The sequence below is a fragment of the Rhizobium sp. A22-96 genome (assembly GCF_053521805.1).
Genome location: NZ_JBNWDQ010000001.1, coordinates 41,488 through 67,727, shown reverse-complemented (window position 1 = coordinate 67,727; position 26,240 = coordinate 41,488). Strand labels below are relative to the sequence as shown.

General features: G+C 60.7%; 20 protein-coding genes. 13 read left to right on the top strand and 7 right to left on the bottom strand.

Annotated elements, in window-relative coordinates; translation table 11 throughout:
- Positions 1 to 239: 239 nt before the first annotated feature.
- Genes bcsN through ACQZ6F_RS00280 form a run of 5 tightly spaced genes read left to right on the top strand, consistent with a single transcriptional unit; the run spans position 240 to position 9,425 of the window.
- Positions 240 to 1,232, top strand: a complete 993-nt coding sequence (gene bcsN / locus ACQZ6F_RS00300) for a cellulose biosynthesis protein BcsN (RefSeq protein ID WP_449095424.1) — start codon at positions 240 to 242, stop codon at positions 1,230 to 1,232.
- 57 nt (positions 1,233 to 1,289) lie between these two features.
- Positions 1,290 to 3,479 carry a UDP-forming cellulose synthase catalytic subunit gene (gene bcsA / locus ACQZ6F_RS00295; RefSeq protein WP_077467655.1) on the top strand — a complete coding sequence of 730 codons (2,190 nt, stop codon included), beginning with the start codon at positions 1,290 to 1,292 and terminating at the stop codon, positions 3,477 to 3,479.
- A complete protein-coding gene (locus ACQZ6F_RS00290; RefSeq protein ID WP_449095425.1) occupies positions 3,479 to 5,968 on the top strand; it encodes a cellulose biosynthesis cyclic di-GMP-binding regulatory protein BcsB in 2,490 nt (829 codons plus the stop codon). The genes bcsA and ACQZ6F_RS00290 overlap by 1 nt, the downstream gene beginning before the upstream one ends.
- Positions 5,965 to 7,014 (top strand): glycosyl hydrolase family 8, encoded by a 1,050-nt coding sequence (locus ACQZ6F_RS00285; protein ID WP_449095426.1) that lies wholly within the window; start codon positions 5,965 to 5,967, stop codon positions 7,012 to 7,014. The genes ACQZ6F_RS00290 and ACQZ6F_RS00285 overlap by 4 nt, the downstream gene beginning before the upstream one ends.
- The gene (locus tag ACQZ6F_RS00280) at positions 7,011 to 9,425 is read left to right on the top strand and encodes a cellulose synthase (RefSeq protein WP_449095477.1); all 2,415 of its coding nucleotides are present in this window, start codon (positions 7,011 to 7,013) and stop codon (positions 9,423 to 9,425) included. Before ACQZ6F_RS00285 ends, ACQZ6F_RS00280 begins: the two co-directional genes overlap by 4 nt.
- Positions 9,426 to 9,567: 142 nt before the next feature.
- On the opposite strand, the gene ACQZ6F_RS00275 is transcribed toward ACQZ6F_RS00280, so the two are convergent.
- The 5 genes from ACQZ6F_RS00275 to ACQZ6F_RS00255 form a co-directional block, all read right to left on the bottom strand.
- Positions 9,568 to 10,488, bottom strand: coding sequence for an SMP-30/gluconolactonase/LRE family protein (locus ACQZ6F_RS00275; RefSeq protein ID WP_449095427.1), 921 nt, complete (start codon positions 10,486 to 10,488; stop codon positions 9,568 to 9,570).
- Positions 10,489 to 10,523: 35 nt separating this feature from the next.
- Positions 10,524 to 11,474: an ABC transporter permease gene (locus ACQZ6F_RS00270; RefSeq protein ID WP_449095428.1), complete on the bottom strand. Its 951-nt coding sequence runs from the start codon at positions 11,472 to 11,474 to the stop codon at positions 10,524 to 10,526.
- Positions 11,471 to 12,415: an ABC transporter permease gene (locus ACQZ6F_RS00265; RefSeq protein WP_449095429.1), complete on the bottom strand. Its 945-nt coding sequence runs from the start codon at positions 12,413 to 12,415 to the stop codon at positions 11,471 to 11,473. The genes ACQZ6F_RS00270 and ACQZ6F_RS00265 overlap by 4 nt, the downstream gene beginning before the upstream one ends.
- The gene (locus ACQZ6F_RS00260) at positions 12,412 to 13,902 is read right to left on the bottom strand and encodes an ATP-binding cassette domain-containing protein (protein ID WP_449095430.1); all 1,491 of its coding nucleotides are present in this window, start codon (positions 13,900 to 13,902) and stop codon (positions 12,412 to 12,414) included. Before ACQZ6F_RS00260 ends, ACQZ6F_RS00265 begins: the two co-directional genes overlap by 4 nt.
- Positions 13,903 to 13,983: 81 nt before the next feature.
- Positions 13,984 to 15,000, bottom strand: coding sequence for an ABC transporter substrate-binding protein (locus ACQZ6F_RS00255; protein WP_068393917.1), 1,017 nt, complete (start codon positions 14,998 to 15,000; stop codon positions 13,984 to 13,986).
- Positions 15,001 to 15,297: 297 nt separating this feature from the next.
- Here ACQZ6F_RS00255 and ACQZ6F_RS00250 point away from each other — a divergent pair, with 297 nt between their 5' ends.
- The 3 genes from ACQZ6F_RS00250 (at position 15,298) to ACQZ6F_RS00240 (ending at position 18,902) form a co-directional block, all read left to right on the top strand.
- Positions 15,298 to 16,536, top strand: coding sequence for a GAF domain-containing sensor histidine kinase (locus ACQZ6F_RS00250; RefSeq protein ID WP_068392108.1), 1,239 nt, complete (start codon positions 15,298 to 15,300; stop codon positions 16,534 to 16,536).
- On the top strand, positions 16,533 to 17,267 hold the full coding sequence (locus tag ACQZ6F_RS00245) for a response regulator (RefSeq protein WP_449095431.1): 735 nt from the start codon (positions 16,533 to 16,535) through the stop codon (positions 17,265 to 17,267). The genes ACQZ6F_RS00250 and ACQZ6F_RS00245 overlap by 4 nt, the downstream gene beginning before the upstream one ends.
- Before the next feature lie 102 nt (positions 17,268 to 17,369).
- The gene (locus ACQZ6F_RS00240; RefSeq protein WP_449095432.1) at positions 17,370 to 18,902 is read left to right on the top strand and encodes a UxaA family hydrolase; all 1,533 of its coding nucleotides are present in this window, start codon (positions 17,370 to 17,372) and stop codon (positions 18,900 to 18,902) included.
- A gap of 15 nt (positions 18,903 to 18,917) precedes the next feature.
- On the opposite strand, the gene ACQZ6F_RS00235 is transcribed toward ACQZ6F_RS00240, so the two are convergent.
- Positions 18,918 to 19,913, bottom strand: a complete 996-nt coding sequence (locus ACQZ6F_RS00235; RefSeq protein WP_449095433.1) for a GntR family transcriptional regulator — start codon at positions 19,911 to 19,913, stop codon at positions 18,918 to 18,920.
- Positions 19,914 to 20,133: 220 nt separating this feature from the next.
- Here ACQZ6F_RS00235 and ACQZ6F_RS00230 point away from each other — a divergent pair, with 220 nt between their 5' ends.
- A complete protein-coding gene (locus tag ACQZ6F_RS00230) occupies positions 20,134 to 20,931 on the top strand; it encodes a creatininase family protein (protein WP_449095434.1) in 798 nt (265 codons plus the stop codon).
- On the opposite strand, the gene ACQZ6F_RS00225 is transcribed toward ACQZ6F_RS00230, so the two are convergent.
- Entirely contained in the window at positions 20,919 to 21,887 is a 969-nt protein-coding gene (locus tag ACQZ6F_RS00225) for a LysR substrate-binding domain-containing protein (RefSeq protein ID WP_068393916.1), read from the bottom strand. The genes ACQZ6F_RS00230 and ACQZ6F_RS00225 overlap by 13 nt on opposite strands.
- Before the next feature lie 184 nt (positions 21,888 to 22,071).
- On the opposite strand from ACQZ6F_RS00225, the gene ACQZ6F_RS00220 reads away from it, so the two are divergent.
- The 4 genes from ACQZ6F_RS00220 to ACQZ6F_RS00205 all read left to right on the top strand — a co-directional run bounded on the left by ACQZ6F_RS00220 (position 22,072) and on the right by ACQZ6F_RS00205 (position 26,240).
- A complete protein-coding gene (locus ACQZ6F_RS00220; RefSeq protein ID WP_449095435.1) occupies positions 22,072 to 23,088 on the top strand; it encodes an ABC transporter substrate-binding protein in 1,017 nt (338 codons plus the stop codon).
- A 211-nt stretch (positions 23,089 to 23,299) separates the two neighbouring features.
- Positions 23,300 to 24,061, top strand: a complete 762-nt coding sequence (locus ACQZ6F_RS00215) for an ABC transporter ATP-binding protein (protein WP_449096328.1) — start codon at positions 23,300 to 23,302, stop codon at positions 24,059 to 24,061.
- Positions 24,061 to 24,927, top strand: a complete 867-nt coding sequence (locus ACQZ6F_RS00210) for an ABC transporter permease (protein WP_449095437.1) — start codon at positions 24,061 to 24,063, stop codon at positions 24,925 to 24,927. Before ACQZ6F_RS00215 ends, ACQZ6F_RS00210 begins: the two co-directional genes overlap by 1 nt.
- Positions 24,927 to 26,240 (top strand): cytosine deaminase, encoded by a 1,314-nt coding sequence (locus ACQZ6F_RS00205; RefSeq protein ID WP_449095438.1) that lies wholly within the window; start codon positions 24,927 to 24,929, stop codon positions 26,238 to 26,240. Before ACQZ6F_RS00210 ends, ACQZ6F_RS00205 begins: the two co-directional genes overlap by 1 nt.

Below are 26,240 nucleotides of genomic sequence, written 5' to 3'. Positions count from 1 at the left end.
AGAAATTGTGGGGCGGCGGCTATAACCGCCCCTCCGCATTGCGGTTCAAGTGATTGCTCATGACAATCGAAACCCGCACTGTCCAATACTCCTGCATGGGACAACGACCCCAGCGTTAACACTCGGTTAACCATAATCCTGCTTATTCGTCTTATCAAATACAAGGGTTTGATTCCCAACCCTGCCGCGTAATTCAGCGGATGATATAACGCAGAACAACTTTGTCGCGATCCAGAAACATGCACCTTTTGAAGACGATAACCCTGATGACGTTGGCCGGCTTGACTGCCGGCTGCTCGACGACGGGGCATGTTCGGCAATCCATCGGGGTGGAGACGGTTACGAGCGACAAGGCCCTGGCTTTTCCGCCACCCGGTGGTCCGGCGATCGTCAATGTCGTCGAGAACAGGCATGGCAAGGACGTGGATCAGACGATTTCGCTCGCGACATCTTCTTCGGTTCCCGGCCAGAACTTCCTCAAGGTGCAGTTTCTCGGGATAACGGGATCAAATCCGGCGCTCGGCAGCAGGCCGTTCAACACCATTAACGATCGTACGATCGCCCGCGAAATGGCCGCGGCGGTTCCGGGCGTGCGCCTCGCCCGCTCGGCGATCTTCGTTCAGAACAGCTACGGCCCCTTTGGCTACGCATCCGGTCAAAGTCGGGCCGGCGATACGTGCCTATACGCCTGGCAGCAGGTTCAAGCCGGCTTCGCGCCGCCGCAGGAGCAGCGTAATTTCGGCACGGTTCAGGTAAGGGTCCGGCTCTGCGATGCGCATGCGACGGAACGCCAGCTTTTGAGCACCGTCTACGGCTATACGATCGCCGGCCGTTTCGATGGCGCTGCATTGAACCCCTTCGGCGCGCCCCGCGGAGCCGATGCCGTCCTTGGCAAGCCCGGCGAAATGGTCTATCCGGACGCAGCACCATACCGCACGGCGCCGATCACCATCGGCTATCAGCCCCGGCCGGCGCCAACAGTCATAGCCCGCCCCGTCGTGACGCGGCGGCCTCACGTCGTGCAGCCGCAACCCGCGCCGGCTCTGCCGCCGATGATCGGGCCCCGCGTGCCGCTTCCCGATGGGCAAGGCGACCCAACACAAACAGCTCCCTCCAATGGCTCATCTTCCCTGACCGGACAGCAATTACCTGCAATCGCGGGACGTAATATTCTCGTGCCTTTACCGGACTGTAACGGACAAGCTGGCATATCTGAGACATGCCGCCGCTAGGCGGAGTAATCTCGGGGCGCCAGGATGGCGCTTGGCAATGCCTTTGAAGGAACACCGATGCAGACAGCACGCAGCATCTTGATATGGGCCGTGATAGCGCTCTGCGGGGTCGTGCTGATCACGCTGCCCGTCAACCTTCAAACCCAGTTGATCGCCAGTACCGTCGTCGTCACCATGATGGCGATCATCAAGATCCTCAAGCGCCAGGGCACCTGGCGGCTTGTCGCTCTTGCCTTCGGCACAGCCATCGTGCTGCGCTATGTGTACTGGCGCACCACCAGCACGCTGCCGCCAGTCAACCAGCTCGAAAACTTCATCCCGGGCCTGCTGCTCTATCTCGCCGAAATGTACAACGTCGCGATGCTGATGCTCAGCCTGTTCATCGTCGCTACGCCCCTGCCTCCACGCACGGCACGCCCATCCAAGACGCAGAACCTGCCCTCAGTGGACGTTTTCGTGCCGTCTTACAATGAAGACACCAATCTTCTGGCCAATACGCTCGCCTCCGCCAAGGCGATGGATTATCCGGCCGACAAGCTCAGGGTCTGGCTGCTCGACGATGGCGGTACGGAGCAGAAGCGAAACTCCACCAAGGTTCTGGAAGCTCAGGTGGCAATCGCCCGCCATGATGAGCTGAAACAGCTCTGTGCGGATCTCGATGTCGAATATCTGACCCGCGCACGCAACGAACACGCCAAGGCCGGCAACCTCAATAACGGGCTTGAACATTCCGACGGCGAACTGATCGCCGTCTTCGACGCCGACCACGCGCCGGCACGCGATTTCCTGCGCGAGACGGTCGGCTATTTCGAAGACGATCCGAAGCTGTTTCTGGTGCAGACGCCGCATTTCTTCATCAATCCGGATCCGCTCGAACGCAACCTGCGCACCTTCGACACCATGCCGAGCGAGAACGAAATGTTCTACGGCATCATTCAGCGCGGTCTCGACAAATGGAATGCGGCCTTCTTCTGCGGCTCTGCCGCGGTCCTCAGCCGCAAGGCGCTGGAATCGCAAAGCGGCTTCAGTGGCATCAGCATCACCGAGGACTGCGAAACGGCCCTTGCGCTTCACGGCGCAGGCTGGAACAGCATCTATGTCGACAAGCCGTTGATTGCCGGCCTGCAGCCGGCGACTTTCGCCAGCTTTATCGGCCAGCGCAGCCGCTGGGCGCAGGGCATGATGCAGATCCTGCGTTTCCGCTTCCCGCTATTGAAGCGCGGCCTGACTTTGCCGCAGCGCCTCTGCTACATGTCCTCGACACTCTTCTGGCTTTTCCCCTTCCCGCGCGTCATCTTCCTGTTCGCGCCGCTTTTCTATCTCTTCTTCGATCTCGAGATCTTCACTGCATCCGGTAGCGAATTCCTTGCCTATACGCTTGCCTATATGCTCGTGAACCTGATGATGCAGAACTATCTCTATGGCTCGTTCCGCTGGCCATGGATTTCCGAACTCTACGAATATGTCCAGACGGTGCATCTGCTGCCCGCCGTCATCTCGGTCATGCTCAATCCGCGCAAGCCGACTTTCAAGGTCACGGCAAAGGACGAGTCGATATCCGTCAGCCGTCTTTCCGAAATCAGTCGCCCGTTCTTCGTCATTTTTGCCGTGCAGATTATCGCGCTGGCGGTAACAATATACCGCATTTATGCGGAGCCTTATAAGGCAGACGTCACACTTGTCGTCGGCGGCTGGAATATTCTCAACCTCATTCTCTCCGGCTGCGCGCTGGGTGTCGTCTCCGAGCGCGGTGAGCGTGCCTCATCCCGGCGCGTTCGCGTCGATCGCCGCAGCGAGTTCGGTGCCGGCGACAGATGGAACTCCGCCTCGATCGAGGATGTCTCCGTTCATGGTGCCAGACTGAACGTCTTCAACAAGGATCTCGGCCCGGTAAAGGTCGGCTCCGAAGGCACAATACGCTTTCAGCCGTATAATGGTGCCGAGATGGTGACGCTGTCGGTCATCATCCGCAATATCGAGCAGATGGGAGACATTACTGCTATCGGATGCCAATATGTGCCGAGGGGTGCCGCCGACCATCGCCTGATCGCCGACCTGGTCTTTGCCAATTCGGATCAATGGACGAAGTTCCAGCAGGCGCGACGGCGCAACCCCGGCATCATCCGTGGAACGATCTGGTTCCTTGGCCTTTCGCTCTATCAGACCAGCCGCGGCCTGCTTTATCTGTTCAAGGGTGTTGGAGCCGAGCGCACGACGCAACGGCAGGACGCGAAGGCGAAAAGCTGATGAACCGCATCCTTCCCATTCTCATCTTTCTCGTCGGTGCTACGGCCGCCCAGGCGCAATCGACACCCTTTGACATGACTGGCGAACGTCCAAAGGGCGAACCAGCCGTCACGCCGCGGATCGTCGCTCCGCAGGCGGCAACACCACAGGCAGAACCGCCCAAGACAATTATTGCTCCGACAACAGTACCTCAGGTCGCCACTCCGCAGGTGAGCCCACCCCTGGTGTTGACGCCGCCCGCTACAACGCCGCAGACTGCCGCTCCGCAGGCTGTAGCGCCCGGCGCTGCGGCCCAGGTGCCATCACAGACGGTACCGAAGGTGCAGCAGGCAGTCTCGCCGACGCCGGCCTTCCGCCGCTATGTCGTTCCCTACGCGAAACTGCGTCTCGAGGGCGAAAATGATCGCAAATCCTGGTCGATCTATCTTACTCCCGAACAGGCGGCAGCCCCTGCGAAGCTCAACTTTTCCTATCAGAACGCAGTCGTAGTCGCCCCTGAAGCCTCCCAACTGACCGTTCTTCTCAACGACCGTGTGGTGCACCAGCAGCAGATCGGCTCCTCGGACAATCCATCCGACGTCAATTTCGACATACCACGCGGCCTGTTGCAGCCCGGCGCAAATCTGCTGACCTTCGAAGCGACGCAGCGACATCGCACCGATTGCACCATCCCCTCGACCTATGAACTCTGGTCCGATATCGACCCGGCAAAGACCTATCTGACCTTCGCCGGACGCGAAGCCGAAAAACTTTCGACCACAGACGCGATACGCGCTATCGGCGTCGACGAAGTGGGCAAGACCCAGTTCAATGTGGTGGTGCCGGCGCTGGCGCAACCCAATACCACCAAACCCATATTGCGGCTCGCACAGGGCCTGTCGCTGCTGGCAGGAATGCCAAACGAAATCTTCTCGTTCGGCACGGATGCATTGCCGCCATCGGGTCCGGGCAAGATGACCGTTATCGTCGGCACGCCCGCTGAATTGCAGCCGCTGTTTGCAGTGCCCGCCGCGGCCCAGAACGGAGCGCTGGCAACATTTGCGACCGATCCGCGCAGCGGACAGCAGCTTCTGCTCATCAGCGGTCCATCCTGGCAGGCAATCTCCTCCGCCATCGACATGGTGGTTGCGCCGACAGACCGCGACCCGAGCACCCGTCGCGACCTGCTGGTAACCCAGCGATGGACTGCACCGGACGCGCCCATCATCTATTCGGGGACCAGCCTCTCCTTCGAACAATTGGGCGTCAGAACGACGGAATTCTCCGGGCGGCGCTTCCATACGAGCTTCAACGTGGCAATCCCATCCGATTTCTATGCGAATGCCTATGGCGAAGCGACTATTCTGCTCGACGCCGCCTATGCGAAGGATGTCCGGCCGGGCAGCCATATCGACATCTATGTCAATGGCAGCATCGCCACGACGAAACCGATCACGGCGACCGGCGGCGGCATTTTCCGGCAATTGCCCATCCGCATTACGATGCGTCATTTCAAGCCGGGCCTGAATACGGTGACGCTCGAAACCCTGGTGATGGCGGACGAGGATTCGACCTGTGCGCCCGCAGCCACATCCAGCACGACGCCACGCTTTGCGCTGTTCGACACCAGTCAGTTCCGCATGCCGGATTTCGCAAGGGTCGAACAACGTCCGAACCTCGCTGCCCTGGCCGGCACTGGCTATCCCTATAACCGCGACGGCGAATCCACCGCCCTATTCCTCGACCGGGTCGACGCTGAAATGCTCTCGACAACAGCGACCATCCTCGGTCAGATGGCGCTCGTTGCCGGTCATCCCATTGCGGTGGAGCCGACGGCATCCCCGGGCGCGGTCGGTAGCCGCAACGCGATCTTCATAGGCTCCATCTCGCAATTGCCATCAACAGTGCTTTCGCAGCTGAACATTGCCGCAACCAGCCAGGTGGCCTGGCGCCCGGCCGCTCCCGGACAAGGGGCCGCCCAGGATTCCTCCGTCACGATTGCCGATTGGCGATCGCGCATCAGCGGTGGCGTGTTGCAGGGGCAGTTCGATCGTTTCCAGCAATGGATGCATCGCAATTTCGATATATCGCTGAGTTCGCTACGTTTCATTCCGGGTTCCGAGCAGGTGTTCACGCCGTCGAATGCAAACACGTTTCTGATCGCGCAGGAGGCAAATCCGACCAACGATGCCACCTGGACCATGATTACGGCGCCCAGCGCCGGTGATCTGCGGGCAGGCGCGGAAGCGATGACCGCCCAGTTCAACTGGTCGCAGATCGACGGTCGTATCACCGCCTATTCGGGCAAGACGGGCAAGATCGACACCGCGCCGGTTAGCCGCTTCGACTTCGTGATGACGCAACCCTGGTCGCTGACCAATTATCGCCTGATCGCCGCCAATTGGCTTTCCAGCAACATTCTTTCCTATGCATTCCTGCTGGTCATCGGTTCGCTGCTGCTTGGCATCGCCACAGCAAGCATCCTCTCAAGGATCGGCAGGCACGAATGAAACGCTGGCGCTCCATCCTTGCAATCTGCGGCGTCGCCATCCTGGCGGTCGCCCAACCGGTCGCGGCTCAGCGCGCCGCCATCGATGGGCAAGCATGGACTGCCTATAAGGCAAAGTTTCTCGACCCGAATGGCCGTATCATCGACGACGGCAATGGCGGCGTCAGCCATAGCGAGGGGCAGGGCTACGGGCTGTTGCTCGCCTATCTTGCCAACAGCCCGGCGGATTTCGAGCAGATCTGGTACTTCACGCGCACCGAGCTTCTGTTGCGCGATGACGGTCTGGCCGCCTGGAAATGGGACCCGTCCGTTACGCCGCACGTGACGGATACCAACAATGCCTCGGATGGCGATTTGCTGATCGCCTATGCACTGGCGCTTGCGGGCTCCGCCTGGAACAAGAAGGACTATTTGCAGTCCGCAGCGACCATGGCAAAGGCGCTTCTCTCCCATGTGGTGATCAGCACCGGTGGCCGAACGTTGCTCATTCCCGGCGTCGACGGTTATCGAGCTCCGGGACGGAAAGACGGGCCGATCATCAATCCATCCTACTGGGTTTACGAGGCAATCCCCGTCATGGCGCTACTTGCGCCATCAGATCGATGGCAGAAGCTGACAGATGACGGCCTTGCCCTGTTGCGCTCGATGCAGTTTGGCCCACGTAAGCTGCCTGCCGATTGGGTCAGCCTGCGGGCGAAGCCTGTGCCTGCCGAGGGCTTCGAGGCAGAGTTCGGCTACAATGCCATCAGAATCCCGCTTTACCTGGCTCGCGCCGGCATAGACGACAAAAACCTGCTGACACGACTGCAGCAAGGCATGACTGTCGAAGGCGACGAGCCGGGCACGATCGACCTGACGACGGGCAAGCCGAAAGAGCTACTCGGCGACCCCGGTTATAGGATTGTTAACGATGTTGTGGCGTGTGTGGTGAGCGGAACAAAACTACCCGCTTCGGTTCGCCAATTCGCTCCGTCGCTCTATTATCCGTCTACCTTGCAACTGCTAAGTCTGGCTTTCGTCTCGGAGAAACACCCAGAGTGTTTATAAAATCCACCCTGATCATGGCTTTTATGGCCGTCGCCGTGGCGGGATTTACGCTCGCGACAAAGGATCACGATTCGCCGGAAGACAAGATCAAGCTGGCAAAGTCGCATCGTATCGATCCTTCCGTGACACTCGTCGCAGATGCGAAATCTCTCGGCGCGCCGGAGCAGCCTGTCGATCTGCAGGCGATCGCCGATCACATACAGGCGACCGCGCCATCCTCGGTTATCTCCGAGCCATCAAGTGCGCCGCAGATCGAGACAGCAAAACCTGACGCCGTAGCACAGGCGGCACCGCAGCCTGCTCAGCAGCAGCCGTCACAGCCACAACCCGCGCCGACCCAGGCAAAGCCCGACACCGCGCCCAAGGTCGATGAGAGCGCTTTGCGTTACTTTGCCAGCCGCGGCGACAAGGCGCGACTTCAGGCCGAAATTTCGCGACTTCAGACGCTTTATCCGAATTGGACGCCGCCCGCCGACCCATTGGCCATTCCACAGAACAGCGACAAGCAGCTGGAAGCCATGTGGCAACTCTATTCGGAAGGCCGCTATGCGGAGGTGCGCAAAGCAATCGCCGACCGCCAGGCAGCAGAAACGACATGGCAGCCGCCTGCAGACTTGCTCGATCGCCTTGAGGTCGCTGAAGCGCGCACGCGGCTCGTCAATGCCTCCGATCTCAAGCAATATGCTACGGTCATCGATATCGGCTCCAAGAACCCGAGCCTGCTGACATGCAGCGACATCGATGTCCTCTGGCGCGTCGCCGAGGCTTTCATCAGCACGGACCGGGCAAAGCGTGGCCAGGATGCCTATAGCTACATTTTGAAGACCTGCACCAATCCGCAGGAGCGGCTTGCGACTATCCAGAAGGCGTCCGCGCTGCTGCCCTATCAGCCGATGCAGGACTTGCTTGCGCTTGAGAAGCCGGACGGCAATGGCGGACGGGAATTCGACAGCATAAGAACCGATCTGGCCCGCCGCTTCGTCGCCCAGGGCAATGACGATCCGAAACTGACGGTATCGCCGGACTATCTCTCGCAGGTCGAACGCATCGCGCGCAGCCAGGGCCTGGCATCCGACGACGCCCTCCTCGGCTGGTACTATCTGCGCCGCAGCAACTACACAGACGCCGAACAATGGTTCAAGGCGGCCCATGAAAAGGAAGATTCCGCGACCATCTCTCAAGGCCTGGCCTTGGTTCTGATCGCCGATCACAAGCCGCAGGAAGCCGAAGACGCCATGTACAAGTGGCGCAACGAATCCAAGGATGCGATGGCGACCTATCTCGCGGCGACTGCAAACCTGATGGCCCTCCAGCCGCCCGCCAACCTGACCGAAGAGGTCCTTGGTCGCGTTGCAGCCGAGACGGTGAAGCAGAAATATGTTCCGACTGCGCAGCAGTTCGGTTGGTACGCCCGCACGCTGAACCAGCCCCAGGCCGCCGCACGCTGGTTCGAAACAGCGCTGCGCTGGAAGCCCGATGACGAGCCCTCGGCCTATGGTCTCGCGATCACCCGCGATCAGCTGAACGACCGGCAAGGCGTCGCCGAAGTCCAGCGGCTCTGGGCCGGCCGCTCGCAGCGCATCGCCGTTCTCGGCGAACCCGCACCGCAGACACCCGTCTACACGCCATTGCCGTCTCCGAACCAGGTTTCGCAGGCAGCTCCTCAAATCGCACCACAGACCGTGCCTCAAGTCACCCAGCAGGGCATACTGCCAAGCGCGCCACTGACAGCTCCTCAAGCGCTGCCGCAGGCTCCCCTCGCCCAGCCCTATGGAAACGCACAGGCAAATATTCAGCCAGTGACGCCAGTCCGTCGTGCGCCGCCCGTCGACTATGTCGAACCGGAAACACGCGTCAGAACCGCCGCGCGTACAGTTCGTCGCCAGGGAGGCTGCACCACCACGACAAATGCTGAGCTATTGACACCCGCCAGCGCCTTGTCTCGCGGCTGGTGCCTCATGAACCTCAACCGCCCGATGGAAGCCGTCGAAGCCTTTGGCGTCGCGCTCGACAACAGCGATGCGAAATCTCGCGAAGAGGCGGCCTACGGACAGAGCCTTGCCTATCTCCGAGCCGGCCTTGCCAACAATGCCGCTGTCGCCGCCACAAAGGCGCCGATGAACCATCAACGCGCCGCCGAATTACAAGTAGCTATCCTGTCGGATCGCGCCCTCTCCGCTTTCACGGGCAAGCGCTATCACGAGGCGCTTCTCTATCTCGACCAACGATCGCAGCTCCAGCAGGAGCGTGTCGACCTGATGGTGCTGCGCGGTTACTGCTATCTCAATCTGAAAATGTATGACGACGCCCAGCGCATCTTCACCGCGGTCGCCGCGACCGGCAACCGCGACGGCAGCCGTGGCTTGAGGGATCTCAGACTCGCTACCCATCCGGAACCTGGCGCCGGCTAGAGCATTTCCGCTTTTCTCCGAATCGCGAAAACGCTCTATCTTTTTGTTTCTTGAGGCATTCCGGGCGGAAAACCGCTACGCACTTTTCCTGGAAGTGCTCTAAACCCGTGGGCGTCCCGGCAGAAAGCACCAGACGAAACCCTCACGGCACCTGCACACCCGTTGCCGCGGTATAGACGCGATAAAGCGACTTCGTGGCGGTGATGAACAACTGATTGCGGCGGGGACCGCCGAAGGTGAGATTGGCGACCGTCTGCGGGATCTTGATCTTGCCGATCAAGGCGCCATCGGGGGCAAAGCAGTGCACCCCGTCACCGGCGCTCGTCCAGATGTTGCCGTCCATATCGGCACGGAAGCCATCCGGAATACCGGCGTCGATGTTGCAGAAGACCCGGCCATTGGCGAGCTTTCGCCCGTCGACGACGTCGAACACGCGGATATGCCGCGGAAGGCTGGCATCATGGCTCGCGGCGGAGTCGGCGACGTAGAGCTTCGTCTCATCGGGTGAGAAGGCCAAGCCGTTCGGCTGGCGGAAATCGTCGATGACAATCTGCAGGTCTCCAGTCGTGGGATCGAGCCTGTAGACGTTGCGCGTCGCCTGTTCCGGCTCGGCCCTGTAGCCTTCGTAATCCGACATGATGCCGTAGGTCGGATCGGTGAACCAGACTGATCCGTCTGAACGGACCACAACATCGTTGGGGGAGTTCAGCCGCCTGCCCTGGTAGCTGTCCGCAAGAACAGTGATTGAGCCGTCAATTTCGGTGCGCGTCACCCGGCGGGCGCCGTGTTCACACGAAACCAATCGCCCCTGGCGGTCACGCGTATTGCCATTGGCGAAATTCGAGGGCGCGCGAAAGACCGACACATTGCCGCCAGGTACCCAGCGCAACATGCGTTCGTTCGGGATATCGCTCCAGATCAGGCATCCGGTGTCTGCGAACCAGACCGGTCCTTCGGCCCAACGGCAATCGGAATAGAGTTCTTCCAGGCCGGCGCTCGGAACCACAAGGTTGCGGAAACGCATATCGTAGATTTCGAAAACGGACGGGGCGTCGTTTGGCATTGCTATTGTCCTGTAAAAACTGCTGGGGATCAGTGTCAGCGCCCGCCGACGGGACGGCCGCCAGCGACGAGAATGACGGCTATGATGATGAAGCCGGTGAGAATGAGCCTCGGGCCGGCGCCGAAACCGTATGTGTTCAGCATCGAGACGACGAGGAACATAAAGAGGGAAGCGCCCCATATGCCGGGCACGTTTGAATCTCCGCCGGCGACCGCCGTGCCGCCGATGATGACAACAGCGATCGACATGAGCAGGTATTCCGCACCCATATTGAGGGCCGCACCACCGGAAAAGCTGGCGAGAAGATAGCCGCAGATCGAGGCAAGGACGGCGCAGAGCACATAGGTTGCCAGCCGCGTTCCGTCGACGGGGATGCCGGCCATGCGCGCGGCAAACATGCTCTGCCCGATTGCCGAGATCCAGCGGCCGTAGATCGTCTTTTCGAGCAGCAGCCAGGCAAGCGCCGATAACAGCAAGGCGACAAGGGCGATGTTCGGAATGCCGAGCACGCCGGAGGTGGTGAAATCAGCCAGTTGCTCCGGCGGCTTGATGCGCAGCCCGCGATTGCTCCAGATGGCGGCCGATTGGATGATGAAACTCATCGACAGGGTAGCGATGATAGGCGGAATGCGCAGCAGCTTGATCAGGGCATAATTGCCGACGCCAATGCCGAGACCGATCAGGACCGAGACCAGAAGGCCGGGCACGATCATGCTGTCCTCGACATTCATGAGCTTCAGCGCAATCGTGCCGGCAAGCGTCATTGTGGCAGGCACCGAAAGATCGATATTGCCCGGACCAAGCGTGATGACGAACATCTGCCCGATGCCGACGATGACGGAGAAAGCGGCAAAGGTGAGCGCGGCCTGCGACAAGCCGACCGAGCTGGCACCGCCGGTGAAAAGCACGGTAACGATCCACACGAGGATGGCGGCGATGAAGGACCAGATCCAAGGCTTCCGGCCGAGCGCGCGAAGAGCGATCATGATTGTTTCTCCCGCTTTTCGACGCGATTGAGCAAGAGCCGCAGGGCAAGCACGATGATCAGGATCGCGCCCTGCGCGCCGATCTGCCAGTCCGGCGAGATCCGCAGGAACGACAGGAAGGAGCCCGCCAAGGTCAGCGTCAGCGCGCCGATAACCGCGCCAATCGGCGAGATGCGGCCGCCGGTGAACTCGCCACCGCCGAGGATGACGCCGGCAATCGACAGCAATGTATAGCGCAGCGCGATATTCGCATCCGCCGAGGTTGTGAGCCCGACGAGCGCAATCCCGGCCAGCACTGCGAAAAGGCCTGCCAATGCATAGGCTGCGGCCCGCAAGCCAACAACCGACCAACCCGCCCGCTGCAGCGATCGTTGATTACCGCCGACGCCGCGGATCAATACGCCGAAGGACGAGCGCATGACGATCAGATGGGAAATCAGCGCGATGACGACGCTCGCGACGATCGCCATGGGAGCGAGCGGCGGTTTGGAGGTCATCAGCCAGCGCGCCCAATCGGGTGCGGTGCCCCCGGGAGCGGGCAGCAGCAGAACCGCCAAACCGCCCCAGACGAAGCTCATACCAAGCGTCACGACGATGGAGGGCAGATCCCTGATGTAGATGACGACGCCGATCACGGCGTAGACGGCAATCGCCACCAAAAGGATGAGGATGCCAATGAGCGGGGAGGACTGCAGATAGGTCGCCGCTACACAGGCGGTGAAGCTGACAAAGGTTCCCATCGACAGATCGAGATCGTTGACCGACATGATCATCATCTGCGCGATGGTCGCCAGCGCAATCGGCACGGCGAGGTTGAAAAGCAGATTGAGGCCGATATAGCTCATGGCGCGCGGCTGCAGATAAAAGACCGCAATGAGCAGGACGGCCAGCGAAAGCGCCGGAATGAGCAGACGCAAGGTAGCGGCGGAGGGACGGTTCATGCGCCCTCTCCCGCAAAAGAAGCGGCCAGCACATTTTCCTCCGTGATTTGCTCACCGACCAGCTCCGCGACAATGGCGCCGTCTCGGAAGACGTAGGCGCGATCGCAAAGCCGGATCTCATCCATCTCGGTCGAATACCAGATGAAGGTGCGTCCAGCCGCGGCCTCATCGTTCAGGATTTTGTAGACTTCCTGCTTGGTGCCGATATCGACGCCGCGCATCGGATCGTCCATCAGCACGATCGGCGCTGTCGTAGCCAGCGCACGGGCAAACAGAACCTTCTGCTGGTTGCCGCCCGAGAGGGAGAGAATGCCGTTTTCCATCGCTGGCGTGCGGATTTCGATCCGCGCTTTCCAATCCGCCCCGAGACTACCCTCCCGCCGCTTGTCAACGAGGTATTTCTCCGAGAGATCACCGAGCGATGCGATGCTGAGATTCTTCAGAATGCTCCACAGCGGAAATGTGCCGTTCAGGCTTCTGTCGCCGGCGACGAAGGTAATGTTGTTCTGCTTGCTCGGCAGCCAGTTGTTCGAGAGCGAGCGATGCAGATCGAGCAGCATGTCCGTCTGGCCGTGACCCGCCAGACCGGCAAGGCCGATCACCTCGCCCTTGCGGGCCTTGAAGGCAAGCCCTTTGCTGCCTCGCGCAGGTAGCGCCAAGATGGACGCTGCCGCGACACTCTCCCCGCCACCGCGCTTGCGATCCTGTTCCTTGACGACGCTGCCCATCGCCTGGACGAGGCTGTGCACACTGAAATCCTGAGCGGCGCGATCCGCGACGACACGACCATCCTTCATGACGAGGATACGGCTTGCGGTCGACAGGATCTCGCCAAGAATATGCGAGATCAGCATCACGGCGCCGCCGGTTTGGACGAAGGTCCTGACATAAGTCATCAGTTGCGCGGCAAGCCCGGCATCGAGCGAGGACGTGGGTTCGTCCAGTATGACCAGCTTCGGCTTTTCGCCGACAGCGCAAAAGGTGATCGCGATCTCCACCATCTGCCGCTCGGCGATGGAAAGTTCGCCAACGGTGCGCATCACATCGATCTTGTGACCGGCGAAAATCTCGTCGAGCTTGGCGCGGATGACCGTGGCCGCCTGCCGACGCCAGCTCCAGCCGGCAAGGCCGCGATGAACGACCCGCATGTTCTCGACAACGGTGAGGTTCGGCGCCAGCGACAGTTCCTGGAATACGCAGCGAATACCATGCGCACGGGCAGAGTTGATGCCATGCACCTTGTCGTCGCCTTCATAGGCGATCGAGCCCTCATGCGGACTGAGGCCGCCATTGATGACATTGACGATCGTGGACTTGCCGGCGCCATTATGACCGACGAGCCCGATACATTCCCCGGCATGGACCGTCAGATCGGCACCATCGAGTGCCTTAACGGCGCCGAAATGCACCTTGACGCCACGGGCGGAAACCACTGCCGGCTGCACGGGGTCTTGCTTTATCGAAGAGTTGTCTTTGGCTGCAATCATGGATCGTCCGGTCGGGCGTTGAGTGTAGCCGGCACCACTTCTCATCGGTGGTGCCGGCCTCAAATCGCTAGTCGATATCGATCACTTCGCCGTTGCGATGACCTTCTTGGCATCATCAAGGGAGTATTCGACGTTGGCGACGCCGCCGGCCTGTGTGGTGGCAAGGTTGGTTTCGAGATTATCCTGATCGATGCGCAGGAACGGCACGACCAGATCCTTCTTCACGTCCTGGCCATCGAGGATCTGCTGGGCGACCCAGAAGGCGAGCGTCGAGACGCCGGGCGCGATCGAGACGGACATGGTCTCATAGCCGCTCGCGTCCTTCTCCTTCTTCCACCAGGCAAGTTCATCCTGACGGTTGCCCATGACGATAGTCGGCATCGTACGCTTTGCCGCCGCGAAGGCCTGCGCAGCGCCATAGCCGTCACCGCCTTGCGTCACGACCGCGGCGATATCGGGCAAGCTCGGCAGGATGCCTGCGACGGCGCGCTGGGCGACATCCTGCGCCCAATCGCCATGAACCGAGCCGACGATCTTGAACTGCGGATATTTCGCGGCCGCATCGTGAATGCCGGCCGAAATCTCGTCATCGACGGAAACGCCGGCAAGCCCGCGGATCTCGAGGATGTTGCCACCCTTCGGCATCTTCTTGGCGAGATATTCGACCTGGCTTGCGCCCATGCCCTTGAAATCGACGGCAATGCGCCATGCACAGGGTTCGGTGACGATGCCGTCGAAGGAAACGACGACGATCTTGGCGTCGCAAGCTTCCTTGATCGCGCCGTTCAGCGCGGTCGGAGACGCGGCATCGATGACGATCGCATCATAGCCCTGCAGGATCATGTTCTGGATCTGGGCTGCCTGCTCGGTCGCCTGGTTCTCGGCCGTCGTGAACGGATCGGCGGCGGCAACGACGCCTGCTTTCACAGCTTCGCCGGTCACCTTCTGCCAGCTGGTGAGCATGGCCTGGCGCCAGGAATTGCCGGCATAATTGTTCGACAGGGCAATTTTTTTGGATGACGTATCTGCAAAGGCAGCACCCGGCGCGGCAACGCATGCGATGACGGCGGATGCCAGAAGCATCTTGGTAATATTCATTTTTTCCTCCCAAAGAGCCTGTACTTCCCGTTCCAGGCCAAGATTTTCGAACGCGCTCCTCAACGATCGGTCGAAAATAATATTTGCACTGAAGGTTCCCCTGTCAGTAAAAGCAGGATGTCCGAGATTGTGACGCTTGTACAGGCGCTTAAAGGGCAAGGCCTTGCGGGATCCCGCAGAAAAAATGCGCAAGTCCGCAAGACGAACCGCATTGATCGGCGCTTAATAGAGTCGGAAATTTGCATGCTGCGTTGGCCGGAGGAGTATAGGTCGGCGCAATGCCTGGGAGGGCGTAACTTGCGCGATCTGGCGCCACAATCGGTTTTCGACCATTACCTTAACATTTCAAGGCTTCTCGCCGGGCGATTGGAATTTCACTCCGTCATCCAGGCGGTCGCGGCAGAGATCAGCCATGTCATTCCGCATGATCATCTCGACGTCTGCATCATCCTGGTGGATGAGAAATTCCATACAGCCTATGAAAGCGGACTGGAGACAGACTGGGGCAAGCGTTTCCCCGCGCCCGTCAACAACAGCCCCATTCGCTCGCTTCTCTGGGGTGAAACCGACTATCTGCTGACCGATGACGCCTGGAGCGATCCGCAATTTCATTTTCAGGGCGCGTTCTCGCACCCGATCTTCCATCAATCGCTGCACAGCCGCCTGCATGTTCCCCTAAAAGTGCAGGGCCATGTCATCGGTGCGCTTTCCTGCTCCAGCCACCAGATGGCTTTCTACGACATGCGGGACGTCGAAAGCGCGCGCGAGATCGCCGATCTGCTGGCACCGCATTTCTTCGCCATCCGCGCTGCCGACCAGGCAAAGCGGGCTGCCATCGTCGAGGCGGAGGCACGTGCTCGCGAGGAGGGTCTGCGGCTTGGGGCGCTGAAGCTGACGGAAGCGCTTGAGGCAGAGCGCCAGCGCATCGGCATGGATCTGCATGACCAGATTCTTGCCGATCTCACCCGTCTTTCGCGGCGATTGGAGCGGCTGGCACGCCAACCTGACGTCACCGGTGAAGCGCTTGAGCCGCTTTTCAGAGGTCTGCAGCACAGCATGCACGACCTTCGCCAGATCATCGAGGAGGCCAAGCCCTCGGTGCTGCAGCTCTTCGGCTTCGCCCAGGCGGTGGAAAATCATCTCGAGCGGTCGATCCAGGAAAGCGGAGCAACACTGGCATGGACCCTGAACGACGAGACCGCCGGCGCCATCGATTGTCTCGAACAGCCCGTTACCATTGCGCTCTTCCGCATAGCGCAGGAGGCCATCAACAATGCCATCCGCCATGCGCAGGCGGGTAACATCATGGTTCACCTGAAAGCCGCCGAGGGCGCCGTTACCATAGAGGTGGTCGACGACGGCCTGGGGCTGGGCAATGCCCGCAGGCCATCCGGCGGCGGCATCGAAAACATGAAGACCAGGGCGCGTCTGATCTCGGCGCGCTTCGGCGTCAAGGCCGCGAGTGCATCGGGAGGCACGCTCGTCAGTGTCAGCCTCCCCGCGAAGCCGCAAGCGGCCGGAGGAGCGGCAGCATGAAGGTCCTGATCATCGAGGACGATCCCCTGCATCGCTCCTATCTGAACGAGGCCGTCCGAGCCGCCCTTCCCGAATGCGACGGCGTGCTGGAAGCTGAAAACGGCAATGCCGGCGAACGGCTGGCGCGCGACTGTAAGTCGGCCCATGTCGTCATGGATCTGCAGATGAGCGAGCGCAACGGCATCGAGGCCGCCCGTACCATCTGGAAGGAGCGACCGGAGACGCGGATCCTGTTCTGGTCCAACTATTCCGACGAAGCCTATGTGCGTGGCGTGTCGCGCATCGTGCCGATGGGCGCCGTCTACGGCTACGTCCTGAAGTCGGCCTCCGATGACCGACTGAAACTCGCGCTTCGCAGCATCTTCATCGAGAGCCAATGCGTCATCGACCGCGAAGTCCGCGGCATGCAGCAAAAGAGCCTCGGCAACATTAACGGCTTCACCGAGGCCGAATATGAGATCCTTGTCGATATCGCGCTTGGCCTTACCGATCGGGCAATTGCGCAGAGACGCAATCTCTCGGTCCGCAGCGTGCAGAACCGGCTACAGCAGCTCTACGTCAAGCTCGGCGTCTATCAGCCACTCGGCGGCCAGAGCGATGATGGCCGGTTCAATCTGCGGGCGCGAGCAGTTGCGGTGGCGCTCCTGCGAAAGCTGCTCAACCACAGCGCACTCGAGCGGGCAGAGTCGGATCTTACCGCATGGCTCGCCCGCCAGCCGCACAACAACTGATGGATAGAACTTAGCCACAAGTGCCAATCGTGCTTGACGCCTTCCCTCGAATAATTGTCTATTGCTAGCAATAGACATTAATCCAACCTCACGGAATCGCTCATGTCAGCCGCCGTTTCACCTGTCATCCTCCTCAACTCCATTGACGACGTCGCCGTTGCCCGCGCCATGATCCGCGCCGGAAACCCGACAGGCATCGAGGGATTGACCGCCGTCGATCAGATCCCGCGCGGACACAAGGTAGCTGTACGCGATATCCCAGCCGGTCAGGAAATCCGCAAGTTTGGCCAGCCGATCGGCGTGGCGACGCAGTTCATTCCAGCCGGCGGCCACGTGCATCTGCAGAATCTCGCCGTCATCGAATCCGACCATCCCTACCAGTTCAGCGTCGACATCGAAGAACCGGGCATGCTGCCGCGCCAGGACTGTCGCACATTCATGGGGTTCGATCGCGGCGCCGGCGGCGTCGGTACTCGCAATTTCATCGGCATCATCACTACGGTCAACTGCTCAGCCACCGTGTCGAAATACATCGCCGAACACTTTAACCGCACGGGCGGCCTCGAAGGCTTCGACAATGTCGACGGCGTCGTCGCGCTCACCCATGGCGGCGGCTGCGCGATCAACACCAATTCCGAGGGCTATCGCTACCTGGCGCGGACCCTGCAGGGCTATGCCCGCCATCCAAACTTCGGCGGCATCCTGATGATCGGCCTTGGCTGCGAAACCAACCAGATCGCGCCCATTCTTGAACACTACAAGCTCGAAGAGGGGAACCGGCTGCGCACCATGACGATTCAGGATCTCGGCGGCACGCGCAAGACGATTGCCGCCGCATCCGAGATGATTCGTGACATGCTGCCGGAGGTAAACGCCGCCAAGCGAACCGTGCAGCCGCTTTCGGGTCTGAAGCTTGCGCTGGAATGCGGAGGCTCTGACGGTTATTCCGGGATCTCCGCCAATCCGGCGCTCGGTTACGCATCCGATCTTCTCGTGCGCAATGGCGGCACATCAGTTCTCGCCGAAACCCCGGAGATCTACGGCGCGGAACACCTGCTGACGCGGCGTGCGGCAACACCTGATGTCGCCGAAAAGCTGCTCTCGAGGATCGACTGGTGGCGCGACTATACGCGCCGCAACAATGCCGAACTCAACAACAACCCCTCCTACGGCAACAAGCTCGGCGGTCTCACCACCATTCTCGAAAAGTCGCTTGGCGCCGTCGCCAAGGGCGGCACCATGCCGTTGAAGGCCGTCTATGAATATTCGGAGATCGTCGACAAGCCCGGCTTCGTCTTCATGGATACGCCCGGTTACGATCCGGTTGCCGTTACCGGCCAGGTCGCGGGCGGCTGCAACGTCATCTGCTTCACGACGGGCCGAGGATCGGTGTCGGGCTTCAAGCCGGCGCCCTGCATCAAGATCGCCACCAATACCGAGATGTACAATCACATGCGCGAGGACATGGACATCAACTGCGGTGACATCGTCAGCGGCGAGGATACGATCGAGGCGGCCGGCGAGCGGATCTTCGAGGACATCATTGCTGTCGCCTCGGGCAAGAAGACGCTGAGCGAAACCTTCGACTATGGCGACAATGAATTCGTGCCGTGGCAGGTCGGCGCCATCACCTGATATCATGCCGATGTTCTAGGTGATAAAACTATAGTCATCCGGCTGATAATGCTCACGAATATAGGCAGCGCGCGCCTGGACATTCGGCTGCGAGCCACGGATGTGGTCGCGCATTGCCTTGCGCAGCCCCTCCTTGTCGCGCTTCATCATCATCTCGAATACGCCGATGTGCTCTGCGAGAAACGGCTCATATTCCGGCATCTTGATGCGGCTGCCGACGACATGCTTGCTGAGCGTCAGGATGCAATGGGTGCGCTTGAGGATGTTCAGGAACTCCTTGTTCGGGCAGGCCTGCAGGCTGCGAAGATGAAGGTCGAGCTCCAGCTCGTACATGGTCGAAGCCGAAACATCCGGATAGTCGGCAAGCGCTTTCGAGAGCCGCGCCAGCATCGCGCCGATATGATCGCGCGAGAGGCTGCCAAGGGCACTTGCGAGCGCTAGCGGTTCGATCTGCTCGCGCACCTCGTAGAGATCGCGAATACGCTGGCTATCGAGCGGGACGATCGACCAGCGGAAATTATCGTCCTTCTCGGTAATCCCCAGCGTTTCAAGCTTCAAGACCACGTCGCGCGCTACCGCCCGTCCGACTCCGAAATGCCGCGCGAGCTCGTTTTCATTGATCCGGCAACGCCCGAAGAAAGAACGATAAACAACGATGCGTTCAACGTTTTCGTAGAGCGCCTGCCAGGCAAACATTGGCCGGGCGTCCGTCTCGATCAGCTTGCCGAGATAGTCGGCGAGGTTCGCCCGCCTCGGTGGCGTTCCGGGTGAGCCGACGACAAAACCGCGGCCCTCGAAACGATTGATCAGCCCGTCATCCTCGAGCATCTGCAATGCCTGCCGCACGGGCGCCCGGCTGCTGCCGACGATGCCGGCAAGGGCGGCCTCCGTCAGCACGATGCCTTCCGGCACAGCCCCTTCCATGATCTCAGCCTTCAGCCGGCCGTGAAGCTCCTCATAAAGGCTCCGCTTGCGCGGACTGCCGCCGCTCTCCAAGTCCGCTACGCTCATGCCATGCCATGTCCCAATTGCCTGGATCTCTCGCCGCAGCGAAAGCATCGCATAATTGCGAGAAGCACAACAACCCGGAAAGTTGGTCAACGCCAACCTTCAAAGGCGCGCATCACAAGCGCGCGCAAAAAGGCAGCGGCGCGGCCGCAAATTGATGCTTTTCACCGTCATCATGCTTGCCGTATCCGTTACTCACGAATGCTGACGCGAGGACACGGCAATGGCAAAGCCCTTTTACTGGAACGAACTCAACACCTATGATTTCGCCGGTCTCTCGCCCGACACCACGATTGCCATCCTGCCGATTGCCTCGACGGAGCAGCACGGCCCACATCTGCCGATCGCAACGGATGTCGCGATCGCCGAAGGCATGCTGGCCGAATTGAAGGCTCAGCGCCCCGACGATCTGGATTTCCTCGTGTTGCCGACGCAGGAGATCGGCAAGGCCAATGAACATATCTACGGCCCCGGCACGCTGTCGCTCAGTGCTGAATTGCTGATCCCTGTCTGGACCGCGATCGGCGCGAAGGTCGCCGAGGCGGGCATCCGCAAGATGGTGATCGTCAATTCCCATGGCGGCAATCTCGATATCATGGGCATCGTCGCGCGCGAGCTGCGCGTGCGTTATCAGATGGCCGTCGTCGCCACCCAATGGACGCGCTTCGGCACGCCTGATGGCATGATCGATGAACATGAGCAGCGCTTCGGCATCCATGGCGGCGACGTCGAAACCTCACTGATGCTGCATTTCCGCCCCGAGCTGGTGCGGATGGACAAGGCTGAGAATTTTGCTTCCAAGGCGGAATGGATGAAGGCGCATTCCAAATATTTGCAGCCGCTGCCGCCGCATTCGCTCGCCTGGATCGCGCACGACCTCAACCCGAACGGCGTCGTCGGCAATGCCGCCAACGGCACGGCGGAAAAGGGTGCACTCATCTGCCGCCACGAGGTGGCCGGCTTCATCGAGATGCTGCGCGATCTGCGCGACTATCCGCTCGCCAACCTCTATTCGAAATAGGCATCCGCACGGCGGCGCTCCGAGGGCGGCATGATATGCCCCTTTGCCTGCAGTTCCTCGACCATCCCAGCGAGTTCGGCGAGCAGGTATTCGACGAACAGGCTGGTGGCGGCGTCGAGCGACGCTCGTGTGCGGGCGAAGAGCTTCATCGGCTGAGGCCGCGAATGCGGTTCAGCGATCGGCCGAAATACCAATTCGCCGCGCCGACACTCGGTAATGACATCGAGTGGATTGAGCAACGTCAGACCCGCCCCACACTTCACCAGCTGTTTCAGCATTTCCGATGCGCTGCTTTCCAGCACCGGCTCGACCTGCACGGAAAGGCGAGCAAGCGTCAGATTGATGACATCCCTGAGGCTGGTACCCGGCTGCGCCAGCAGCAACCGCTCTTCCACGACATCGGCAAGGTTGATCGGTCCCGGCCCTATCAGGGGATGACCGGGCGGTAGAACGACGCCGATCGGAATATCGAAATTGCCGAGTGAGCGGATGCCAGGCGTCGCCGGTATATTGAAGCCAAGGCCGATATCGACCTCGCCCGAAAGCACCGGCGCCATCGTCGTCGAACCGGAATCGTTGCGCAGCTGAATGAAGACGCGCGGATGTTCGGAAAGAAAGCGGGCGATGATCTCCGGCAGTGGTCCAGACGCCAACCCAACCGTCGCCACCATTCGAACCTTGCCGGCCTGTTGCATCTTGAGGCTGCGGATGCGCCCCTCCAGCCGCTCGTAGTTCTTCAACACCTCGCGGATGTGCTCGATACAGAGCTCCCCCGCCGCCGTCAGCCGCAGGCCGCGCGGCAGCCTCTCGAAGAGCGGGGCCCCCATCTCCTCCTCCAGCGCCAGAATCTGGCGGTTTATCGCCGATGACGCCACATTGAGCCGGGCCGCCGCCTTGCGGATCGAGCCGCAGCGGGCGATTTCATGGATGTAAAGAAGCCGTCTCGAGTGCAGCATGCGCATCCCCATTGCATAAATTTTACCCAGGTCGCACAATTTAGGCACAGACCCGGGAACAGATGCCTAAAAGGCATCAATGCGCACGAATTTTGATGCTTTTCAAAGCGCAAGGCAATCGCTCAAATGCAGAAAATGGGCGTCACTGGCGGCGTCCCATGGCAGATAAGGGGAACAGTCAGCCATGTCCAATGCATTGAAGATCAAAGCATTTCTCGCCGTCATCGGCCTCTCGGCTGCCATCGCTGCGGCAGAGCCGGCAAATGCCCTCGACAAGGTGACCTATGGCACCAACTGGCTCGCACAGGCCGAACATGGCGGCTTCTACCAGGCCGTTGCTGACGGTACCTACAAGAAATACGGCCTCGACGTAACCATCGTCCAGGGCGGCCCGAATGCCGCCAATTCGGCGCTGCTGATCTCGGGCAAGATCGACTTCTACATGGGTGGCCCCCAGCAGGAAATCGACGCGGTGAAGCAGGGCATCCCGATCATCGATGTCGCGGCGATCTTCCAGAAGGATCCGCAGGTGCTGATCGCCCACCCGGATGCCGGCGTGGAGAAGTTCGAGGATCTTGCCAAGCTGCCGAGCCTGTTTATGAGCAAGGACGGCTACATCACCTATTTCGAATGGATGAAGGCGAACTTTCCGGGTTTCAAGGACGAGCAGTTCAAGCCCTACAACTTCAGCCCCGCACCGTTCCTTGCTGACAAGCAATCGGCCCAGCAGGGTTATCTGACGTCTGAACCTTATGAAATCGAGAAGCAGGCGGGTTGGAAGCCGAAAGTCTTCCTCATCGCCGACGCCGGCTATTCGCCCTATTCGACGATGATCACGACGCAGACCGCATTGGTTCAGAAGAACCCGGATCTAGTGAAGCGCTTCGTCAACGCATCGATCGAGGGCTGGTACAATTATCTCTACGGCGACAACAAGGCGGCCAACGATCTGATCAAGAAGGACAATCCCGACATGACGGACGGCCAGATCGCCTATTCCATCGCCAAGATGAAGGAGTATGGCATCGTTGAATCTGGCGACGCCCTCGACAAGGGCATCGGCTGCATCACCGACGCTCACTACAAGAAGTTCTTCGACGAAATGGTGCAGATCAAGGTGTTCGACGCCGACATCGACTACAAGAAGGCCTTCGATCCGCAATTCGTCTGCAAGGGGTTTGGAATGGCGTTGAAGAAATAAGTCTTGGTACCTCCCCCTTGAGGGGGGGAGGTCGCCGCAAAGCGGCGGGTGGGGGTGACGACCCGGGAATTCGAAGGATCCCCCCCCCCCCGGGCGTTTGTCCGGCCCCCCCCCCCCAGGGGGGGGGGGGTGAACAGAGAGCCGGGCGCTGGCCCGGGGTGGCGCAACCACGATCACCAAAGCCGAAGTGCGCAAGCGGCCGCTTGTCGTCATGGAGCAGGTCTCCAAGGTCTTCTCGAACGGCACGCTGGCGCTTTCCGGCATGTCGATCAATGTGGAGAGCGGCGAGTTCATCAGCCTGCTCGGCCCTTCCGGCTGTGGCAAGTCGACGGCCTTGCGCATCATCGCCGGCCTCGGCGGCGCCTCCGGCGGCAGGATTGACTGGCCGAGCTCGCGCATCAATGCCAAGGGCCTGCCGGACGGCGATATCAGCTTCGTTTTCCAGGAGCCGACGCTGCTGCCCTGGAAAACCGTCTTCGGCAATGTGCATCTACCCTTGAAGCTGCGAGGCGTTTCCAAGGTTGCGGCCTACGAGCAGATCATGGAGACCCTCGAAACCGTTGGCCTTCAGGATTTCGCCGAGGCCTATCCGCGTGAATTGTCCGGTGGCATGAAAATGCGTGTCTCGATCGCCCGGGCTCTGGTCACAAAGCCGAAGCTGCTTTTGATGGACGAACCATTTGCCGCGCTCGACGAGATTACCCGCCAGAAGCTTAACGATGACGTTTTACGCCTCTGGCAGACGACGGGGATCACCGTGATCTTCGTCACCCATTCCGTCTATGAATCCGCCTATCTCTCCAACCGCATTGTCGTCATGAAGGCGCGACCGGGCCGCGTCCATACGGATTTCCCGCTTGTGACCAGCGGCGAGCGCGATCCGCTTTATCGCTCGTCGGAAGAATACCGGCAGGTTTGCGAGAAAGTCTCCCTCTCCCTGATCGAGGCCATCGGCTGGCCGGAGGCCCATTGATGAGCGAAAGTACCAGCCTGCCTGCCGATCTCTCAGCCGAGGTTGTCGACGCGCCTCCGATCGCGGTCGCAAAAAAGAGGAATGTCGAACGCGCACTCGGCGTCACCGTGCCGATCCTGACCGTCATCGTCCTGGTCGTCCTCTGGCAGCTCCTCGTCGTCGGCGCCGACATTCCGCAATATATCCTGCCGAGCCCGATTGCCGTCGCCAAGGCGCTCGTCTCGGACTGGGGCATCCTATGGCCGGCATTGTGGGTGACCACGCAGATCACCTTCATATCGCTGATCCTGGCCCTCATCGGCGGCGTCGGCTTTGCCATCTTCCTCGTGCAATCGCGCTGGATCGAGCTCGCATTTTATCCGCTTGCCGTCATCCTGCAGGTGACGCCAATCGTGGCGATCGCGCCGCTGATCCTGATCTATGCGCCGACGCGCGAGTCGGCGCTGCTGATTTGCGGCTTCCTCGTCGCCTTCTTTCCGATCCTGTCCAACATGGTGCAGGGATTGAAGAGCGTCGACCACAATCTCCTCAACCTCTTCGATCTCTATGGCGCATCCCGCTGGCAGGCGCTGCTGCATCTGAAGCTGCCGGCCGCCCAGCCCTATTTCATGACCGGGCTTAGAATCGGTGGCGGCCTGTCGCTGATCGCATCCGTCGTCGCGGAATTCGCCGCCGGCTCCGGCGGGCCCAATTCCGGCCTCGCCTTCCGCCTGCTCGAAGCGCAATACCGCCAGAACATGCCGCGCTTGTTTGCCGCCTTGCTGCTATTGTCGGCGCTCGGCGTCGCCATTTTCGCCTTCACCTCCTTCATCTCATGGCTGAGCCTGCATCGCTGGCATGAGAGCAGCCTCAAGCGGGAGAACTGATGTCCCACGCCTTCATGTCGCCGCCGAATGCTGCCCGCTTCGTGCTGAGCAATGCCACCGTTCCCGCCGTGACACTCTCCGAGTTTCGCGGAACTGCCAGCGAAGGGCTGGTCAAGGCCGATATCGTCGTCGCCGACGGCCTCATCAAGGATATCCTGCCGCCCGGCGCGGCACCCGCCGAGTTCGCCAGGGTCGATATGAGGGAGGGTATGGTCTGGCCGACCTTCGTCGACATGCACACCCATCTCGACAAGGGCCATATATGGGAGAGGCGCCCCAATCCGGACGGCAGCTTCATGGGTGCGCTCGATGCCGTGCGCACTGACCGCGAAGCCAACTGGTCGGCCGATGATGTGCGCAAGCGCATGGAATTCTCGCTGCGCTCGGCCTACGCCCACGGCACCGGCCTGATCCGCACCCATCTGGATTCGCTGGCGCCGCAGCACCGTATCTCCTTCGAGGTCTTCACCTCGGTCCGCGAGGCCTGGAAGGACAAGATCGCGCTGCAGGCCGTTGCCCTCTTCCCGCTCGACAGCATGGCAGACGATGCCTTCTTCGCGGATCTGTTAAACGTCGTGCGCGATGCCGGCGGCCTGATGGGCGGTGTCACGCAGATGAACCCGGATCTTGACGCGCAGCTCGACAAGCTGATCCGCGCTGCCGCCGACAACGGCCTCGACATCGATCTGCACGTCGATGAGACCGAGGACAGAGAGGTGCTAACACTGAAGGCGATCGCCGAGGCCGTGCTGCGCAATGGCTTTACCGGCAAGGTCACCGCCGGCCATTGCTGCTCGCTTGCTCGCCAAGACGAGAAGGGCGCCCGCGCTACCATCGATCTCGTCGCCAAGGCCGGGATTTCCATCGTCTCGCTGCCGATGTGCAACATGTACCTGCAGGACCGCCATCCCGGCCGCACGCCGCGATGGCGTGGCGTCACCCTGCTGCACGAGCTTGCCGCCGCCGGCGTGCCGACGGCCGTTTCCTCGGACAATACCCGCGATCCCTTCTATGCCTATGGCGATCTCGATCCGGTCGAAGTCTTCCGTGAGGCCGTGCGTATCCTGCATCTCGACCATCCGCTGGATACCGCCGCAAGGGTCATCACCATCTCGCCCGCCGAAATCCTCGGCCGCCCCGATATCGGCCGCATCGCCGTCGGCGGCCCGGCCGATCTGGTTCTTTTCAGCGCCCGGCGCTGGAGCGAATTCCTCTCCCGCCCACAGTCCGACCGCGTCGTCCTTCGCAAGGGCAAGGTGATCGACCGCAGCCTGCCGGACTATCGTGAACTCGACAGCGTCATTGGAGCGTAA

Excerpts from the sequence above, each read along its gene's own strand:
- ACQZ6F_RS00230 (WP_449095434.1), top strand. The coding sequence starts at position 20,134 with ATGGCAAAGCCCTTTTACTGGAACGAACTCAACACCTATGATTTCGCC.
- ACQZ6F_RS00240 (WP_449095432.1), top strand. The coding sequence starts at position 17,370 with ATGTCAGCCGCCGTTTCACCTGTCATCCTCCTCAACTCCATTGACGAC.
- ACQZ6F_RS00220 (WP_449095435.1), top strand. The coding sequence starts at position 22,072 with ATGTCCAATGCATTGAAGATCAAAGCATTTCTCGCCGTCATCGGCCTC.
- ACQZ6F_RS00225 (WP_068393916.1), bottom strand. The coding sequence starts at position 21,887 with ATGCTGCACTCGAGACGGCTTCTTTACATCCATGAAATCGCCCGCTGC.
- ACQZ6F_RS00285 (WP_449095426.1), top strand. The coding sequence starts at position 5,965 with ATGAAACGCTGGCGCTCCATCCTTGCAATCTGCGGCGTCGCCATCCTG.
- ACQZ6F_RS00235 (WP_449095433.1), bottom strand. The coding sequence starts at position 19,913 with ATGAGCGTAGCGGACTTGGAGAGCGGCGGCAGTCCGCGCAAGCGGAGC.
- ACQZ6F_RS00265 (WP_449095429.1), bottom strand. The coding sequence starts at position 12,415 with ATGAACCGTCCCTCCGCCGCTACCTTGCGTCTGCTCATTCCGGCGCTT.
- ACQZ6F_RS00275 (WP_449095427.1), bottom strand. The coding sequence starts at position 10,488 with ATGCCAAACGACGCCCCGTCCGTTTTCGAAATCTACGATATGCGTTTC.
- ACQZ6F_RS00210 (WP_449095437.1), top strand. The coding sequence starts at position 24,061 with ATGAGCGAAAGTACCAGCCTGCCTGCCGATCTCTCAGCCGAGGTTGTC.
- ACQZ6F_RS00260 (WP_449095430.1), bottom strand. The coding sequence starts at position 13,902 with ATGATTGCAGCCAAAGACAACTCTTCGATAAAGCAAGACCCCGTGCAG.
- bcsA (WP_077467655.1), top strand. The coding sequence starts at position 1,290 with ATGCAGACAGCACGCAGCATCTTGATATGGGCCGTGATAGCGCTCTGC.
- ACQZ6F_RS00255 (WP_068393917.1), bottom strand. The coding sequence starts at position 15,000 with ATGAATATTACCAAGATGCTTCTGGCATCCGCCGTCATCGCATGCGTT.
- ACQZ6F_RS00215 (WP_449096328.1), top strand. The coding sequence starts at position 23,300 with ATGGAGCAGGTCTCCAAGGTCTTCTCGAACGGCACGCTGGCGCTTTCC.
- ACQZ6F_RS00245 (WP_449095431.1), top strand. The coding sequence starts at position 16,533 with ATGAAGGTCCTGATCATCGAGGACGATCCCCTGCATCGCTCCTATCTG.
- ACQZ6F_RS00290 (WP_449095425.1), top strand. The coding sequence starts at position 3,479 with ATGAACCGCATCCTTCCCATTCTCATCTTTCTCGTCGGTGCTACGGCC.
- ACQZ6F_RS00205 (WP_449095438.1), top strand. The coding sequence starts at position 24,927 with ATGTCCCACGCCTTCATGTCGCCGCCGAATGCTGCCCGCTTCGTGCTG.
- bcsN (WP_449095424.1), top strand. The coding sequence starts at position 240 with ATGCACCTTTTGAAGACGATAACCCTGATGACGTTGGCCGGCTTGACT.
- ACQZ6F_RS00270 (WP_449095428.1), bottom strand. The coding sequence starts at position 11,474 with ATGATCGCTCTTCGCGCGCTCGGCCGGAAGCCTTGGATCTGGTCCTTC.